Origin of the sequence: Granulicoccus phenolivorans DSM 17626 = NBRC 107789 = JCM 15570 (genome assembly GCF_000423085.1) — a bacterium.
Taxonomy (GTDB): Bacteria; Actinomycetota; Actinomycetes; order Propionibacteriales; family Propionibacteriaceae; genus Granulicoccus; species Granulicoccus phenolivorans.
In genome coordinates, this window is the sequence record NZ_AUHH01000008.1 from 96,582 (window position 1) to 112,110 (window position 15,529).

The following is a 15,529-nucleotide window of genomic DNA, read 5'->3' on the forward strand; positions in this document are numbered from 1 at the left end:
ACCCTACTCCCGCGCCACGGCGTGGATGGCCCGGGCGACCGCATCGGGCCGATCCACCATCATCAGGTGCCGCGAGCGCGTCACCACCGTCTGCCGCGCGCCGAGCAGGGCGGCCAGCCGGGCCTGACAGGCGTACCGCGGGTCGGGTCGCTCGGCCGTCAGCACCGTCACCGGCAGCTCCGGCCACGGGTACGCCCGGCGTACCCCGAGCAGGTCCCAGGCCTGGGCCCGATAGGCGAAGAACTCCGCCACCGCCGCCGCCAGCGAGTCCGGATCGCTGTAGATCTCCTGGATCCGTTCCGGCCAGACATGGGTCATCTGCAGCCGACTCTGCTGCACCGCACTCACGTGATGCACCCACGCCCCGGCCCGGCGCAGCGGCCACCAGCCGCTCGCCCGACGCACCGCCCGGGCCGGCCACAACGGGCCCGGGCCGGGATCGGTCGCCAGAAATTCCGCCGACGGCTCGACCAGCACCAACCCGGCCAGCCGTCCCGGGTACTGCCGCGCGTACGCCTCGGCATGGAACGCCGCCATCGAATGGGCCACCAGAATCAGCGGGGCTCCGACCTCCTCGACCAGCCCGGCCAGGGTGGCCACCTCCTGGGCCAGGGTCGGAAGCTCCCCGGGCCACGGCGTACCGAACAGTCCCGGCCGGTCGAAGGTCACCAACTCCTCGCGCCGCAGCCGGTCCAGCACCGGACGCCAGTGCTCGGCCGACAGCCCGCAGCCGTTGCTGAACACCACCACCGGGCGCCCCTGGCCCCGCTGCCACCACTGGACCGGGCGTCCGCCGAACTCGGCGACGGCCTCCTTCACCGCCACCGTCATCGCACCGGGCCCCGGGGACGTACCAGCGGGAAGGTGATCACATCGCGGATCGAGGTCCCGGTGATCATCATCACGATCCGATCCAGGCCCAGCCCGAGCCCGCCGGTGGGCGGCATCCCGTACTCCAGCGCCTCCAGGAAGTCCTCGTCCAGATCCATCGCCTCCGGATCACCACCGGCAGCCTTCAGCGACTGCTCGGTCAACCGCTCCCGCTGGATCACCGGGTCGGCCAGCTCCGAGTACGCCGTGCCCAGCTCCATCCCGAGACAGACCAGGTCCCAGCGCTCGGCCAGCCGCGGATCCTTGCGGTGCGGCCGGGTCAGCGGGGACACCGTCGCCGGGAAGTCCAGATAGAACGTCGGCGCGACCGTGTTCGCCTCGACCAGTTCGCCGTACAGCTCCTCCAGGATGGTGTCCCGGTCGTCGTCGGCGTCGACCTCGACCCCGCACCGCCGCGCGATCGCCAACAGCGTCTCCCGATCGGTGTCGGCCGTCACGGTCTGCCCGACCGCGGCGCTGACCGCATCGTTCACGGTGATCGCCGGCCACTCCCCCGACACGTCGAGGGTGACCTTCGCCCCGTCCGGACCGGTCCCGCTGATCTCGCAGCGGCCGGTCGCGGCGACGATCGCGTTCTGGATCATCTGCCGGGTCAGGTGGCGCATGTCGGTGTAGTCGGCGTACGCCCGGTAGGCCTCGACCACGGTGAACTCCGGATTGTGGGTGGCGTCGGCCCCTTCGTTGCGGAAGTTCCGGCCGATCTCGAAGACCCGATCGACCCCACCGACCAACAACCGCTTCAGGTGCAGCTCGGGCGCGATCCGCAGGAACAGGTCGACGTCGTAGGCATTGATGTGCGTCCGGAACGGCCGGGCATTGGCACCCCCGTGCACCGTCTGCAGGATCGGGGTCTCCACCTCCAGATAACCGTCGGCGCGCAGCGTGTCGCGTACCGCCCCGATCACCGCGGAGCGGGCCTGCAGCCGGTCCCGGGCGTCGGGGTTGATCGCCAGGTCGAGATAGCGACGGCGCACCCGGGTCTCGGGATCGGTGAGGCCGTGATGCTTGTCCGGCAGCGGCCGGATCGCCTTGCTGGTCAGCTGCCAGCCGTCGGCGAGCACCGAGACCGTCCCGGTCCGGGACCGCCCCATCGTGCCGTGCACCCCGACCTGGTCGCCGAGGTCGATCAGGTGCGCGAGCTTGCGCAGATCGGGGATCCGGTCCGCACTCAGCAGCACCTGGACATCCCCGGTCCAGTCCCGCAGATCGAGGAAGGACACCCCGCCGAAGTGTCGGATGCCGAGCACCCGACCGGCGATCCGCACCGCCGTTCCGGCCGGGGCCGCCACGGCGGCCCGGCAACTGGTGTCGGGCGCGAAATCGGCCGGGTACGCCTGCTCCCCCGCCGCGAGCACCCGGGCCCGCTTGGCCAGGCGTACCTCCACCTGCTCGGGCCGGTGGACCGTCACCGGCTCCGGGGCCGGGAGCGCGGCGGCCACCTGCTCCGGCGTCGGCGGCAGCGACTCCAGCGGCTCCCCGACCAGCCACCGCGGCAGGTCGATGAACCCCTCGGCGAACGCCGAGGCGGCACCGACCCGGGCAATGTCAGTGCCCTCGGGGAAGCACAGGAACCGGGCCACCCACTCCGGCCGGTACTTCACGTTGGAGCGGTACAGCGACTCGATCTGCCACCAGCGCGAGGCGACCAGCAGCAGCCGGCGCCACAGCCGCAGCAGGGGGCCGGCCCCGATCCGGGCGCCCTCCTCGAACGCGGAGCGGAACATCGCGAAGTTCAGCGAGACCCGCTGCACCTGGGGCTGCCCGGTCAGCAGTTCGGTGACCATCAGCTCGACCGCGCCGTTGTCGACCTCCGGGCTGCGCCGCATCAGGTCCAGGGAGAACCCGTCCCGCCCCCAGGGCACCAGCGACAGCAGCGCCGCCACAGCGCCGGTGTCGGGGAACAGTGTTTCCACCAGCAGGCAGTCCCCGTCCAGCGGGTCGCCGAGGCGGCCCAGCGCCATCGAGAAGCCGCGCTCGTCCTCGGTGTCGCGCCAGCTCTCGGCGAGTCGGCCCACCTCCTCGAGTTCGGCTGTCGTCAGTTCCCGGTGCCGGCGTACCCGCACGGTGTAGCCCCGTCGCTGCATCCGGTGCACGGCCTGACGGACCGGTTTCAGCTCCGGATGATCCAGCGAGTACGTGCGGGCCGACAGCACCGCTTCATCGCCCAGCGGCATCACCCGCAGCCCGGCGTGGGCCGCGTACGCCTCCGCCCCGGCCTCGGAGGCGCCGATCACCGCCGGCACCCAGCCGTAGCGGCCGATCTCGGCCTGCCAGGCCCGGATCGCGGCCGGCCAATGGACCCGCGGACCGATCGGGTCGCCGGAGGCCAGACAGGTGCCGAGCACGACCCGGTACGCCACCGCGGCCGACCCGTCCTCGGCGAAGCACCAGACCTTGTCCCGGCGGGTCGCGAAGTACGCCAGGGAATCGTCCGGGGACTGCGCCACCAGGGCCCGGATCCGGACCTCGTCGGCCGGAGCGTTGACCGTCGCGGCCTGCCGGGAGCGCAGCAGGACCAGAACCGCGGCCAACACGGTCAGGGTCAGCAGGACGCCCAGGAGGTCGTCCAGCCATCGGGGCGTCCACACCGGCGGCACCGGGTCGCCGGTCATCCGGTGATACAACCAGACCAACCGGGTCCGCGGCGGCTGCCCCTGGATCGGCAGCACCAGCACCAGGATCGTCCCGATCGCGGCGGTGATCAGCGCCCCCACCAGGGCGGTCAGGGCCGCCTTCCACAGATTGGCCGGCGGCACGTGCGCGGTGAACGCCCGCCGGTTCACCAGCAGGAGCACGATCAGGACCAGGTTCGCCGTGACCCCGACCACCGCCCGGATCAGGATGCCGAGGTCGCCGTGCCGTTCGGTGGTCACATTCACCACCACGATGGTGACCACGTTCAACACCAGTTGCACGGTGAAGATGGCCGTGGCTGCCCACCACGCCAGCCGTTTGGCCCGGCCCAGCGCCACCCCGAGCAGCGCGAGCAGGGCAGCCATCGCCAGGGAGCCGACCCCCACCTCCAGGAACAGCACCGAGAACCAGTTGGCCACCCCGCGCACCCAGTGCAGCGACCGGAAGAGCAGGAACACCAACTCCAGCACTGCGGCAAGATAGAACAGCCGGGCAAACCAGATCGGCGCCGAGCGCCAGCGCTTTCTCACCGCCCCATTGTGCTCCCGATCCGGGAACCCGGAGGTCCGGGCGCGCAGCTAGTGCTCGCTCAGCGCCAGCCAGGCAGCGGCCCGGGCGGCGTCCCCGGCAGCGAGTCGGGCCTGCGCCGCCCGCTGGTCGGGGCCGGGATCGAAGCGGGCGGTCAGCTGATCGGTGGCGACCCGGCAGCGAATGTCGGCCTCGGCGCGGGCCAGTACCTCGGCGGCACCGGCGGGCCAGGTCGCCTCGACCTCGGCCGGCGGCAGTCCGCGCAACTGGTAGCCGAAGCTGAGCACCGCGCAGGCGTACGCGCTGCGGGCCGGCGACCACTGCGGCAGGGGCGCCCCGAGCAGGCCGCGTCCCAGGCCCAGTTCCAGGTACGCCGTGCCCGCCGCGGCGGCGTCCCCACCCCGGATCACCCCCAACTCGGCAGCGAACAGGCGATCCTCGGGCCGGGCCCGGGCGATCCGGGCCAGGCCCGCGGCCAGTCGGGGATCCTCCCCGAGCCCGGTCAGGTTGGCGGTGGTCCAGATCGAGGTCAGCGCCAGCCCGGCCCCGCGGGTCAGCGGCACCTCGGCGAAGACGGTCAGGGCCCGGTCCACCAGGTCGGGGTCGCCGGTGCGCTGGTGCTCGGCGATCAGCGCCGGGATGCGCAGCGGGGTGAGCGGTCCGCTCGGCCGGTCCAGGTACTCCGCCAGCGCGGCCTCGACCGCCGCCGGGTCCCCGGTGCCGGCCCGATGGTGCTGCAGCACGATCGCCTCGGCGTCGGTGCGTACGCCGGCCCCGAGCACCCGGCGGGCCTCCTCGGCTCCGATGTCCCAGCCGACCCCCGCCGCGGCGACCCGCAACCGGGTCACTCCGGCGGCGTCGGCGACCCGGACGTCGACCGGCCCGACCCCCTCGGCGGCCACCTCCACCACACCGTCGACCGGCTCGGCGGTACGCCCGTTCTCGGTGATCACCGCATCGGGGTGCCGGATCAGGATCGGCTCCCGGCCGGTCGCGGTCAGCGTCGCCGGGAACCACCCCGGTTGGGTGGCGGCCAGCTCGCGCGGGGTGGCGTACCACTGGCCGGACCAGGTGATCAGGTACTGCTGCCCGGGTTCCAGGACGAGGTCGCTGAGCATCAGCCAGTCGTCGTCGCGCCGCACATCGCCGCGGGTGAGCCGCAGCCCCAGCAGCGGGCCGCCCGGCACCGGGAAGGTCAGCAGCGCCCAGGCCCCGGCGGCGTGCGCCCAGGTCACCGTGTCGTGCGCGCCGCGCGCGTCCAGATGCACCCGGGCCACCCGGATCGGCTCCTCGGTCGGATTCTCCAGGACCATCCGCCACGACCAGGTCCGATCGAAACCGTGTCGGGAGCGCCAGCGCAGCGGCCCGCAGCGACCGGCGTGGCCCACCTCGTCGGGATCGGTGGTGACCTCCTCGACCACCGGCCGGTGCGCGGTACCGGCGATGTCGACGCCGGCCAGGCCCAGGGTGAGCACCAGCAGCCGACCCTGATGGGTCACGTGCCGCAGCGTCCCGGCCGCATCGAACTCGAAGGTGGCGTCCTGCCAGGTGAGGGTGTGGGTCAGCGGCGCTGGCATGTGGGGCACCAGTAGAGATTGCGCCCGACCAGTTCCCGGGTGCTGACCGGCGTACCGCAGACCAGGCAGGGCAGATCGGCGCGCCGGTACACGTACACCTCTCCCCCGTGGTCGTCCACTCGGGGTGGGCGGCCCATCGCCTCGGGGGTGTGCTCGGGCGCGACGGTATCGATCCGGCCGATCCGCACCCCCTCGGTGAGCAGCCCCACCAGGTCGGTCCAGATCGCGTCCCACTGGGCCCGGGGCAGCTTGGCGCCGGGCAGCGCCGGATCGATGCCGTGGCGGAACAGCACTTCGGCCCGGTAGACGTTCCCGACCCCGGCCAGGACTGCCTGGTTCATCAGCAGTTCGCCGATCGATTTCGTCGAGGCGTGGATCTTCTTCCAGGCCTGCTCCGGGTCGGCGTCGGCGTGCAGCGGATCGGGCCCGAGTTTGCCGACCTTGGCCCGCAATTCGGCCGGGGTGAGGAGTTGGCACCGTTGCGGGCCGCGCAGGTCGGCGGCAATCCGGTCGTTGTGGATCCGCAGCCGGATCTGGCCGACCGGCGGGCGCAGCGGCGCGAAGGTGAAAGTGCCGATCAACCCGAGGTGGATCAGCACGATCCGGTCCTCGGCGAAGCGGGCCCAGACGAGCTTGCCGTGGGCGTCCGCCCCCTCGAACGCGGTCCGGTTGAGCAGCGCGGCCGCATCCGCGAACCGGCCCTGCGGGCTGGAGACCGTCGGCGCCACCCCGGCGAAGTGGGCATTCAGCTCATTCGCGATCCGGCGCAGGGTGTGACCTTCGGGCATGCCTGACAGGCTAGGCCCTCGGCCCCCCGAATTCGGCACCGGCGCCTAGGCTGGGCGCATGCCCGCGCACCGCACTCCCTCCCCCGACGTCGAGCCGCACGAATTCGGCCGCGACGGGGTCTCCGGCATCGTCAGCCTCGACCGGGCCCTGCGTGCCCGCGAGGTTTCCCGGCCGGCCCGCGCGGCGCGACCGACCCCCGGCCACCGCGACGACCCACTGCCGAACGCCGCCGAAGTGATCGCCGACCTGCAGGCGGCCGCCCGCGGCCGGCGCCGCTGATCCGGTCGTGCCTGTGCTGTCGCGTCGTACCCCGCTGTCGCGTCGTGCCCTGCTGGGCGCGTCCACCGGACTGGCCGTGCTCGCCCTGGCCGGCTGCACCGTGGACAACCCGCTGACCCGGGACCGGCCGACCCCGGTCCCCCAGAACTCCCTTCCGGGCTTCACCACCCTGGGCGGTGCGACGCTGCTCTACGAGGAGGATCGCCGGCCCCGCGAGTTCCACCTCACCGCGGGCTTCCATGACCAGTTGGAGGCCTGGTACGCCGAGTGGAGCGAGTTGAGCGGACAGTCCGCCGACCGGATCCGCAGTTACGGCGCCTGGACCGAGGCGGCGACCAAGGGCACCTCGTGGCACAACGCCGGCCGCGCCTTCGATCTGTGTGCCCTGATGGCGAACGGGTCGGTGCTCGCCTCGATGCGGCGCGATCAGTGGCAGAACCCGGACGATCCGGCGATGCTGCGGCGGTACTGGGGGGTCGCCGCCAGTCTGCATCTGCATTTCGCGTACGTGCTGACCTACCTGTTCGACGCGAACCACAGCAATCACATCCACATCGACAATGCCGTCTCCGGTGCCGGCATGTCGACGTTCACCGGTCGCTCGAAGGTCCAGAACCAGGCCGTGCAGGCCCTCAGTACGCACGTGTGGGGCCGCCCCACCCCGATCAACGGGTCCTGGGACAGCCCCACCCAGCGCGAGGTGCGCTTCGTGCTGCGCAGCCGCAAACTCGGCGACGACCTCACCGCGCAGCCGGTCTGGCAGGCCTACCTGCGCGCGTCCGTACGCCGGGCGTACGGCACCGATCAGTGATCGGCGATGACGAAGTTCGGCCCCACCGTCCGGGTGCGCTTCACCTCGAAGAACCCCTCGTACTCGGTCATCAGCTTGAAGCCGTCGAAGAGTCGACCGGCCTTTTCCCCCGCGGGGGCCGGGGAGATGACCGGGCCGAACAGGGCCATCCCGTTGATGTGCAGCACCGGCGTACCGACGTCATTGCCGACCGGATCCATGCCCTCGTGGTGGGACTTGCGCAGGGCGTCGTCATTGGCGTCGGTCAGCCCGACCTGGGCCAGTTCGATCGGCAGCTGGGTATCGGCCAGCGCGCGAATGGCGGTCTCCAGCTCCAGCGGGGATTCGCCCTCGGGATGGATCCGGGTGCCGACGTTGGTGTAGTAGGTGCGCAGCGTGTCCGGCCCGTACTGCTCACCGACCGCCAGGGCGACGCGGGCACCGGCCCAGGCCTGATCCATCCGGGCCCGGTAGTCGGGAGCCAGGTCGCGGCCCTCGTTGAGCACCGCCAGGCTCATCACGTGGAACACGGTGTGCACCGGGCGTACCTTCTCCACCTCGAGCATCCAGCGGGAGGTCATCCAGGCCCAGGGGCACATCGGGTCGAACCAGAAGTCGACCCGGGTCTGTTCATCGGCGGCTGCGGCATCGGGGGTCTGCGTCACGGCGTCAGTCATGGCCCCAGCATAGGGGGCGGATTCGGACCCGGGACGGAATGCATTTGCCACCGGCGGGGCGATACTCTCGCACAACAAGTCAGACGGCTCACAGGGTCGAACAGGGAAGGCCACGGATGTACCCAGCGAACATCACCCGAGCCGAGGCGGCTGCCCGATCAACACTGATCAGCACCGACTCGTACCGGATCGCCGTCGATCTCACCGGCCGTGATTATCCGTACCAGCCGATCCGGCCCGACGAGCAGTTCGTCACCACCTCGCAGATCTCCTTCCGCTCCCGCGCCGGGGTCACCTTCGTCGACTGCATCGCCGACGCGATCCTGGAGGCCGAGCTGGACCAGCGCCCGGTGGACCTGGCCCACTTCGACGGCACCCGGTTCGGGCTGGACCTCTCCGAGGGCGAACACGAGCTCCGGGTGGTCGCGATCCATCGCTACTCCCGCTCCGGCGAGGGCCTGCACCGCTTCGTCGATCCGGTCGACGACCGGGTGTACCTGTACACCCAGTTCGAGTCGGCGCACGCTCGCCGGGTGTACGCGAACTTCGAGCAGCCCGACCTGAAGGCCCGCTTCACCTGGTCGGTGACCGCCCCGAGCCACTGGCTGGTGGCGGCCAACGGCGCCGAGGTCTCCGCCCGCAGTGGGGACGGCTTCACCACCCGGACCTTCGCCGAGACCCAGCCGATCTCGACCTACCTGACCGCGCTGGTGGTCGGTGAGTACGCCGAGGTGAAGCGGACCATCCGGTCGGCGTCCGGGGAACTGCCCGCCTCGGTGATCTGTCGCCAGTCGCTGGTGGAGCACCTGGACACCGACCGGATCATCGCGACCACCCAGGGCGGGTTCGAGGTGTTCGAGGACATCTTCGGCGTGGCCTACCCGTTCGGGAAGTACGACCAGGCGTTCGTGCCGGAGTACAACATGGGCGCGATGGAGAACGCCGGCCTGGTCACCTTCCGCGACGAGTATGTGTTCCGGTCCCGGGCCACCTCGGCGCAGTACGAGTCCCGGGACAACACGATCCTGCACGAGCTGTGCCACATGTGGTTCGGGGACCTGGTCACCATGCGCTGGTGGGACGACCTGTGGTTGAAGGAGTCCTTCGCCGAGTGGGGGTCGCACTTCGCCCAGTCCCGGCTGGACGCCGACCCCGAGCATGCCTGGACCGCCTTCTCCAACGCGCGCAAGACCTGGGCCTACCGGGCCGACCAGTTGCCCTCCACCCACCCGATCGCCGCCGACATGGTCGACCTGGAAGCCGTGGAGCTGAACTACGACGGCATCACCTACGCCAAGGGCGCCTCGGTGCTGCGCCAGCTGGTCGCCTTCGTCGGCGAGGACGCCTTCATCGCCGGCACGAAGGCGTACTTCGCCAAGCACGCCTACGGCAACACCACCCTGGACGATCTGCTGGCCGCCCTGGCCGAGGCGTCCGGCCGCGACCTGTCCGGCTGGGCCGAGGAATGGCTGGAGTCCACCGGGGTGAACACGCTGCGCGCCGAGGTGGCCGTCGATGAGCAGAACCGGATCACCGCGTTGTCGGTGCAGCAGAGCGCGAGCCCCGAGCAGCCGCTGCTGCGGCATCACCGGATCGCGATCGGCTGCTTCAACCGGGTCGGCGACTGCCTGGAACGCACCGCCCAGGTGGAGCTCGATGTCGCCGGTGCCGCGACCACGGTGCCGGAGCTGATCGGCAGCGCCCGCCCCGACCTGCTGCTGGTCAATGATTCCGACCTGACCTTCGCCAAGATCCGACTCGATCCGGCCTCGCGGCAGACGATGATCGAGCAGACCGGAGCGGTCGGCTCCGAGCTCTCCCGGGCGCTGCTGTGGGGGGCCGCGTGGGACATGACCCGCGACGGCGAACTGCCGGTGGTCGCCTACCTGGACATGATCGAGCGGGCGATCGGGTCCGAGACCGACATCACCGCGGTCGGCCGGGTGCTGGGCCAGTCCCTCACCGCGATCCACCGGTACGCCCCCGCCGCCCAGCGCCCCGACCTGCTGCGGCGGCGTACGGCCATGACCGCGGAGCTGCTGGCCGGGGCGACCCCGGGGTCGGATCACCAGCTCGCCTTCGCCCGCGCCCTGATCGCCGGGATCAGCGATGCCGCATCGGCCGAGCCGGTCCGGGCCTGGCTGGCCGGCGACCGGGTGCCCGAGGGCCTGAGCGTGGACGCCGACCTGCGCTGGTCGATGGTCATCGCGCTCGCCTCGATCGGGGCGATCGGGACTGCCGAGATCGACGCCGAGGCCGAGCGGGACAAGACGATCGCCGGTTCCGAGCACGCCGCCGGCGCCCGGGCCGCGCTGCCCGATGCCGCGACCAAGGCCGCCGCCTGGGAGTTGGCCACCGCCAGCGCGACCATCCCGAACGAGACGCACCGCTCGGTGTGCACGCAGTTCTACCAGCCCGGTCAGCAGGAGCTGCTGGCTCCCTACGAGGCCCGCTACTTCGCGCTGGTCGAGCAGATCTGCGCGCAGGAGGGGATCTGGGCGACCCAGTCCACCTCGATGGCGAAGACGGCCATCGCGGGGCTGTTCCCGCGGTACCACGAGGAGACCGGGTTCGTGGAACGGCTGGACGCCTGGCTGGGCACCGCGGAGATCAACGAATCCTCCCGTCGAATTCTGCTGGAGGGTCGCGACGACGCGTTGCGGGCCCTGCACGCGCAGCAGCACAACGCCGGGGGCGCGGGGGCATGACCACTCTCGCCGACCTCACTCGGTGGCTGGACGGACGCTATCCCCCGGCGTCCGCGGAGTCCTGGGACCGGGTGGGAGTGGTCTGCGGGGCGCCGGAGGATCCGGTGACCTCGGTCCTGCTCAGCGTGGATGTCACCACCGCGGTCGTCGCGGAGGCGGCCGACAGCGGTGCCGATCTGCTGATCGCGCATCACCCGCTGCTGCTGCGCGGGGTCCACGGGATCGACGGGCGCCAGCCCAAGGGCCGGATGCTGCTGGATCTGATCCGCGGCGGGATCGGCTGTCTCGCCGCCCACACCAATGCCGACATCGCCACCGACGGGGTGTGCCGCAGTCTGGCCGAAGGGATCGGCCTGACCGCGCTGACCCCGCTGGATCCGCGCCCGGCGGCGCTGGACCAGGTCGTGGTGTTCGTTCCGGTGGAGCACACCGCCGCGGTGGTGGCGGCGCTCGGCGCGGCCGGAGCCGGGACGATCGGCGACTATGACCACTGCCACTGGTCGGTGCCCGGGACGGGGTCGTTCCGGCCGCTGCCGGGCGCGCAGCCCTTCCTGGGCCGGCCGGGGGTCACCGAGACGGTGGCCGAGGACCGCGTCGAGATGGTGCTCCCCCGCGGTCGCCGGGCCGCCGTGCGGGCCGCGCTGCTGGCGGCGCATCCCTATGAGGAGCCGGCGTACCACTTCCTCGAGCTCGCCCCCGGACCGACCGACCTGGGCATCGGCCTGCTCGGCGAACTCGCCGAGCCGCTCAGCGCGGACGCGTTCGCCGCGCAGGTCGCCGCCGCGGTCCCGCCGACCGTGCCGGGCGTACGCCTGGGCGGCGACCCGACCCGGCAGGTACGCACGGTCGCGGTGCTGGCCGGCGCCGGGGATTCCCACCTGGATGCGGCCCAACGGGCCGGGGTGGACGCGTACGTCACCTCCGACCTGCGGCACCACCCGGCCACCGAGGCCCTGGAGTACGCCGATGCGCCGGTGCTGATCGACGTACCGCACTGGGCCGCCGAGGCGTTGTGGCTGCCCCGGTTGCGCGCCCTGCTGGCCGCCGATTTCCCGGAGCTGCGCATCCGCGTCAGCGAGGTTCGCACCGACGCCTGGACCCGCCGCTACCCCGGCTGAGGTCAGCCCTCGATCGCCGGATCGTCGGCGTGCACGACCGGCTGGTGCCGGGCTCCCAACGCCAGCACCTGGATCCCCTGGATCAGGCCGTCGACGAGTTCGCCCTCGCGGAACGCGGCGACCATCGCGGTCGCGGCGAGCGCGGCCTGCTGGTCGGTGAGCCAGCCGCGGACGCTCCTCCCGAGCACGATCTCCAGTACGCGCCGGTCCGGATCGCAGGCAATGAAGATGGTGGAGTCGGGCTCGGCGACCTGCTTGAACAGTTCCAGCGCCGCCGGTCGCGGCTCCCCGGCCAGGGGGCCCAGGTGCAGCGCGAAGGGGAACCCGGATTCCTGCTCGGCCACCTGCAGGGCGGTGGTCAGATCGTCGATCTGGTTCGGGGTCAGATCACCACTGGGCACTTGCGCCTCCGGTCTCGCTCGGGGTCGGGTCGGTGGTCAGCGCCTTGCGCGCCCGCTTCCCCAGCCACACCGGCGCGGTCAACGTCACCTTGCTGCCACGGCCGGCTCGGATCAGCCCGGAGCCGCCCGCAAAGGCGGCGATGATCAGGCTGATTCCGAGGGGAATCCCCAGGTAGACCGCCAGGAAGTCGGGTACGCCGACCTCGAGGAGCGGCCACGCCGTCACGGTCGGGGCTGCAGGGATTACGATGCTCAACAGATCGCTCACACGCCTACCGTAGTCCACCCGACGCGGCCGCGACCCCGGGTGGGCCAGCACAGGGAGGATCCGATGACCGAGCCAGCCACCAAGGTGGTGATGGACGCCGAGGAGATTTCCCGGGCGCTCACCCGGATGGCCCACGAGATCCTGGAGGCCAACCGGGGCCGGGCGGGCCTGATCCTGCTCGGGATCCCGACCCGCGGCGTACCGCTGGCGGAGAAGCTGGCCGCGATCATCGCCGAGGTCGAGGGCGAGGTCCCGGTGGGCCGCCTGGACATCACCATGTATCGCGACGATCTGCGCCGGCAACCGGTGCGCAAGGTCGGCCGGACCCACATCCCCGCCCCGCTGGACGGCGCCACCGTCGTCCTGGTCGACGATGTGCTGTTCTCCGGCCGTACGGTGGCCGCCGCCCTGGACGCGCTGAAGGAACTCGGCCGGCCCGCCGCGGTCCGCCTCGCGGTCCTGGTGGACCGGGGCCACCGCCAACTCCCGATCCGCGCCGACGTGGTCGGCAAGAACCTGCCCACCTCGGCCACCGAACGGGTGGTCGTCCGGCTGGCCCCGACCGACGACACCACCGAGGTCCGCATTTCCCAGGAGCGCGCATGAAGCATCTGCTGTCCGCGGCCGACCTGAGCCGCCCCGAGATCGACGCGATCTGGGAGCTGGCCGAGGAGATGTCGGAGGTCCAGCATCGCGAGATCAAGAAGCTGCCGACCCTGCGCGGTCGCACCGTGGTGAACATGTTCTTCGAGGACTCCACCCGGACCCGCTCCTCCTTCGAACTGGCCGGCAAGTGGCTCTCGGCCGATGTGATCAACGTCTCGGCGAAGGGCTCCTCGACCTCCAAGGGTGAGTCCCTGCGCGACACCGTGGCCACCCTGGACGCAATGGGGGTGGACGCTCTGGTGGTCCGCCACTCCGCCTCCGGCGCCCCGGCCCAGACCGCGCAGTGGGTGCGGGCCTCGGTGATCAACGCCGGCGACGGCACCCATGAACACCCGACCCAGGCCCTGCTCGACGGGTTTGCCCTGGGCCGACATTTCCGGGCGAGCGACCCGGACTTCGACTGGGCCGACAAGAAGATCGCGATCGTGGGCGACCTGACCCATTCCCGGGTGGTGCGCAGCAATGTCCTGCTGCAGCAGACCCTCGGCGCGCAGGTCACCCTGGTGGCGCCACCGACCCTGTTGCCCAGTGGCGTGGACACCTGGCCGGTCGAGGTCTGCACCGATTTCGACGCGGTGCTGGGCGAGGTCGATGCGGTGATGATGCTGCGGGTCCAGCGGGAGCGGATGGCCGGAGGCTTCTTCCCCACCCCGCGGGAGTACACCGTGGGCTACGGCCTGACCCGCGACCGGCTGGCCCGGCTGCGGCCGGGCACCGCCATCTGTCACCCGGGCCCGATGAACCGGGGCCTGGAGATCTCCGCCGATGCCGCCGATGCGGCCCAGTCATTGGTGCTCGAGCAGGTCGCCGCCGGGGTCGCGGTGCGGATGAGCGTGCTCTACCACGTGCTGAGCGGGGAGACCGCCGCCACCGGCGGCAGCAAGGAACGCCGCAGTGAATGATCCGAACAAGGGAGCCGATGTGACCGACCTGCTGATCGCCGGGGTGCAATTGCCGAACGGGACCCGGACCGACCTGGGTGTCTCCGGCGGCCGACTGGTCGAGCCGGCCCAGCTGTCGCGCCCCGAGCGGATCGATGCGGCCGGTCTGCTGGCCCTGCCCGGGCTGGTCGACCCGCACACCCATCTGCGCGAACCCGGCCGGGAGGATGCCGAGACCATCGAGTCCGGTACCCGGGCGGCGGCCCGCGGCGGCTTCACCGCGGTGTGCGCGATGGCGAACACCTCCCCGGTGACCGATACCGCCGAGATCGCGAATCTGGTCCGGGGGCTGGGCGAGGCGGCGGGGCATGCGTACGTGGCCCCGGTCGGCGCGGTGACCAAGGGCCTGCGCGGGGAGGAACTGGCCGAACTGGGCCTGATGGCGCGCACCGGGGTGCGGATGTTCTCCGATGACGGCAAATGCGTCCATGACCCGCTGCTGATGCGCCGGGCGCTGGAGTATGTGCGGGCCTTCGACGGGGTGATCGCCCAGCACGCCCAGGATCCGCGGCTGGCCGGTCCGGGTGCCTGCTGCGATGAGGGCGAATACTCCGGCCGGCTCGGGCTGGGTGGCTGGCCGGCCCAGGCGGAATCGGTGATCGTGGCCCGCGATGCCCAACTGGCCGAGTTGACCGGTTCCCGGGTGCACGTGTGCCACGCCTCCACCGCGGAGACCGTCGACGTGCTGCGCTGGGCCAAGGCCCGCGGGATCAACATCACCGCCGAGGCCACGCCGCACCACCTGATGCTGAGTGTGGCCGAGGTCGCGAGCTACGACCCGACCTACAAGGTGAACCCGCCGCTGCGCAGCGAGGAGGACATCACCGCGATCCGGGATGCGCTGGCCGACGGCACGATCGACGCGGTCGGCACCGACCATGCCCCGCATGCCCGGCAGGACAAGGAGCACGCCTTCACCGACGCCGCGTTCGGGATGCTCGGGCTGGAGACCGCGCTGGGGGTGGTGATCGAGGCGATGGTGAATCCGGGGCTGCTCGACTGGGCCGGGGTCGCCGACCGGATGGCGTACGCCCCGGCCCGGATCGCCGGGCTCACCGACCAGGGACAGCCGCTGCAGCCGGGCAGCCCGGCGCATCTGTGCCTGATCGATCCGACCCGGCGGACCCGGGTGGACCGGGAGGACTCGTTGTCGCTGTCACGGAACAACCCCTGGCACGGGCGGGACCTGCCCGATCCGGTCGAGCTGACCATCTATCGCGGGCGGGTCAGCTACCGACGCTGACCGCGTGTGCAAAAGTACG

14 protein-coding genes are annotated in these 15,529 nt (G+C 71.7%); 7 read left to right on the forward strand and 7 right to left on the reverse strand.

All coding sequences use genetic code 11. The annotated features are described in order from the left end of the window. Positions 1-3 precede the first annotated feature (3 nt). The 4 genes from G531_RS20240 to G531_RS0103815 are packed head-to-tail and all read right to left on the reverse strand — an operon-like array spanning position 4 to position 6,418. On the reverse strand, positions 4-831 hold the full coding sequence (locus tag G531_RS20240; protein WP_051215004.1) for an alpha/beta fold hydrolase: 828 nt from the start codon (positions 829-831) through the stop codon (positions 4-6). Continuing rightward, a complete protein-coding gene (lysX, locus tag G531_RS0103805) occupies positions 828-4,055 on the reverse strand; it encodes a bifunctional lysylphosphatidylglycerol synthetase/lysine--tRNA ligase LysX (protein WP_081683797.1) in 3,228 nt (1,075 codons plus the stop codon). The genes G531_RS20240 and lysX overlap by 4 nt, the downstream gene beginning before the upstream one ends. A 48-nt stretch (positions 4,056-4,103) precedes the next feature. Then, the gene (locus G531_RS0103810) at positions 4,104-5,639 is read right to left on the reverse strand and encodes a hypothetical protein (RefSeq protein WP_145978723.1); all 1,536 of its coding nucleotides are present in this window, start codon (positions 5,637-5,639) and stop codon (positions 4,104-4,106) included. After that, positions 5,615-6,418: an Fpg/Nei family DNA glycosylase gene (locus G531_RS0103815; protein ID WP_026926234.1), complete on the reverse strand. Its 804-nt coding sequence runs from the start codon at positions 6,416-6,418 to the stop codon at positions 5,615-5,617. Before G531_RS0103815 ends, G531_RS0103810 begins: the two co-directional genes overlap by 25 nt. 58 nt (positions 6,419-6,476) lie before the next feature. Here G531_RS0103815 and G531_RS0103820 point away from each other — a divergent pair, with 58 nt between their 5' ends. Together G531_RS0103820 and G531_RS20245 are read left to right on the forward strand one after the other, a co-directional pair. Next, complete coding sequence (locus G531_RS0103820) at positions 6,477-6,698, forward strand: hypothetical protein (RefSeq protein ID WP_026926235.1); 222 nt, start codon at positions 6,477-6,479, stop codon at positions 6,696-6,698. 7 nt (positions 6,699-6,705) lie between these two features. Next, positions 6,706-7,509 carry a hypothetical protein gene (locus tag G531_RS20245; RefSeq protein ID WP_145978724.1) on the forward strand — a complete coding sequence of 268 codons (804 nt, stop codon included), beginning with the start codon at positions 6,706-6,708 and terminating at the stop codon, positions 7,507-7,509. Here the strand turns inward: G531_RS20245 and G531_RS0103830 are convergent. Beyond that, positions 7,503-8,165, reverse strand: a complete 663-nt coding sequence (locus tag G531_RS0103830; RefSeq protein ID WP_051215006.1) for a mycothiol-dependent nitroreductase Rv2466c family protein — start codon at positions 8,163-8,165, stop codon at positions 7,503-7,505. The genes G531_RS20245 and G531_RS0103830 overlap by 7 nt on opposite strands. A 116-nt stretch (positions 8,166-8,281) precedes the next feature. Between G531_RS0103830 and pepN the strand changes: the two genes are divergently transcribed. Both pepN and G531_RS0103840 read left to right on the forward strand, forming a co-directional pair. Further along, the gene (pepN, locus tag G531_RS0103835; protein WP_026926237.1) at positions 8,282-10,873 is read left to right on the forward strand and encodes an aminopeptidase N; all 2,592 of its coding nucleotides are present in this window, start codon (positions 8,282-8,284) and stop codon (positions 10,871-10,873) included. Further along, the gene (locus G531_RS0103840) at positions 10,870-11,991 is read left to right on the forward strand and encodes a Nif3-like dinuclear metal center hexameric protein (RefSeq protein WP_026926238.1); all 1,122 of its coding nucleotides are present in this window, start codon (positions 10,870-10,872) and stop codon (positions 11,989-11,991) included. The genes pepN and G531_RS0103840 overlap by 4 nt, the downstream gene beginning before the upstream one ends. Before the next feature lie 2 nt (positions 11,992-11,993). Here the strand turns inward: G531_RS0103840 and G531_RS0103845 are convergent, their stop codons facing one another. Together G531_RS0103845 and G531_RS0103850 are read right to left on the reverse strand one after the other, a co-directional pair. After that, positions 11,994-12,392 (reverse strand): DUF5130 family protein, encoded by a 399-nt coding sequence (locus G531_RS0103845; protein ID WP_026926239.1) that lies wholly within the window; start codon positions 12,390-12,392, stop codon positions 11,994-11,996. Next, positions 12,379-12,660 (reverse strand): hypothetical protein, encoded by a 282-nt coding sequence (locus G531_RS0103850; protein WP_035757244.1) that lies wholly within the window; start codon positions 12,658-12,660, stop codon positions 12,379-12,381. Before G531_RS0103850 ends, G531_RS0103845 begins: the two co-directional genes overlap by 14 nt. Before the next feature lie 63 nt (positions 12,661-12,723). On the opposite strand from G531_RS0103850, the gene pyrR reads away from it, so the two are divergent. From pyrR to G531_RS0103865, 3 genes are read left to right on the forward strand one after another with little or no spacing between them, the layout of a single operon-like run. Beyond that, positions 12,724-13,266: a bifunctional pyr operon transcriptional regulator/uracil phosphoribosyltransferase PyrR gene (gene pyrR / locus G531_RS20250; RefSeq protein ID WP_035757247.1), complete on the forward strand. Its 543-nt coding sequence runs from the start codon at positions 12,724-12,726 to the stop codon at positions 13,264-13,266. After that, positions 13,263-14,228 carry an aspartate carbamoyltransferase catalytic subunit gene (locus G531_RS0103860; RefSeq protein ID WP_026926241.1) on the forward strand — a complete coding sequence of 322 codons (966 nt, stop codon included), beginning with the start codon at positions 13,263-13,265 and terminating at the stop codon, positions 14,226-14,228. Before pyrR ends, G531_RS0103860 begins: the two co-directional genes overlap by 4 nt. After that, positions 14,221-15,510 (forward strand): dihydroorotase, encoded by a 1,290-nt coding sequence (locus G531_RS0103865; protein ID WP_281177521.1) that lies wholly within the window; start codon positions 14,221-14,223, stop codon positions 15,508-15,510. The genes G531_RS0103860 and G531_RS0103865 overlap by 8 nt, the downstream gene beginning before the upstream one ends. The last annotated feature ends 19 nt before the right edge of the window (positions 15,511-15,529 follow it).

What these genes read in the sequence shown, in the direction of transcription:
- G531_RS20240 (WP_051215004.1), bottom strand. Translation starts at nt 831, where the DNA reads ATGACGGTGGCGGTGAAGGAGGCCGTCGCCGAGTTCGGCGGACGCCCG.
- G531_RS0103815 (WP_026926234.1), bottom strand. Translation starts at nt 6,418, where the DNA reads ATGCCCGAAGGTCACACCCTGCGCCGGATCGCGAATGAGCTGAATGCC.
- G531_RS0103820 (WP_026926235.1), top strand. Translation starts at nt 6,477, where the DNA reads ATGCCCGCGCACCGCACTCCCTCCCCCGACGTCGAGCCGCACGAATTC.
- G531_RS0103830 (WP_051215006.1), bottom strand. Translation starts at nt 8,165, where the DNA reads ATGACTGACGCCGTGACGCAGACCCCCGATGCCGCAGCCGCCGATGAA.
- pepN (WP_026926237.1), top strand. Translation starts at nt 8,282, where the DNA reads ATGTACCCAGCGAACATCACCCGAGCCGAGGCGGCTGCCCGATCAACA.
- G531_RS0103840 (WP_026926238.1), top strand. Translation starts at nt 10,870, where the DNA reads ATGACCACTCTCGCCGACCTCACTCGGTGGCTGGACGGACGCTATCCC.
- pyrR (WP_035757247.1), top strand. Translation starts at nt 12,724, where the DNA reads ATGACCGAGCCAGCCACCAAGGTGGTGATGGACGCCGAGGAGATTTCC.
- G531_RS0103860 (WP_026926241.1), top strand. Translation starts at nt 13,263, where the DNA reads ATGAAGCATCTGCTGTCCGCGGCCGACCTGAGCCGCCCCGAGATCGAC.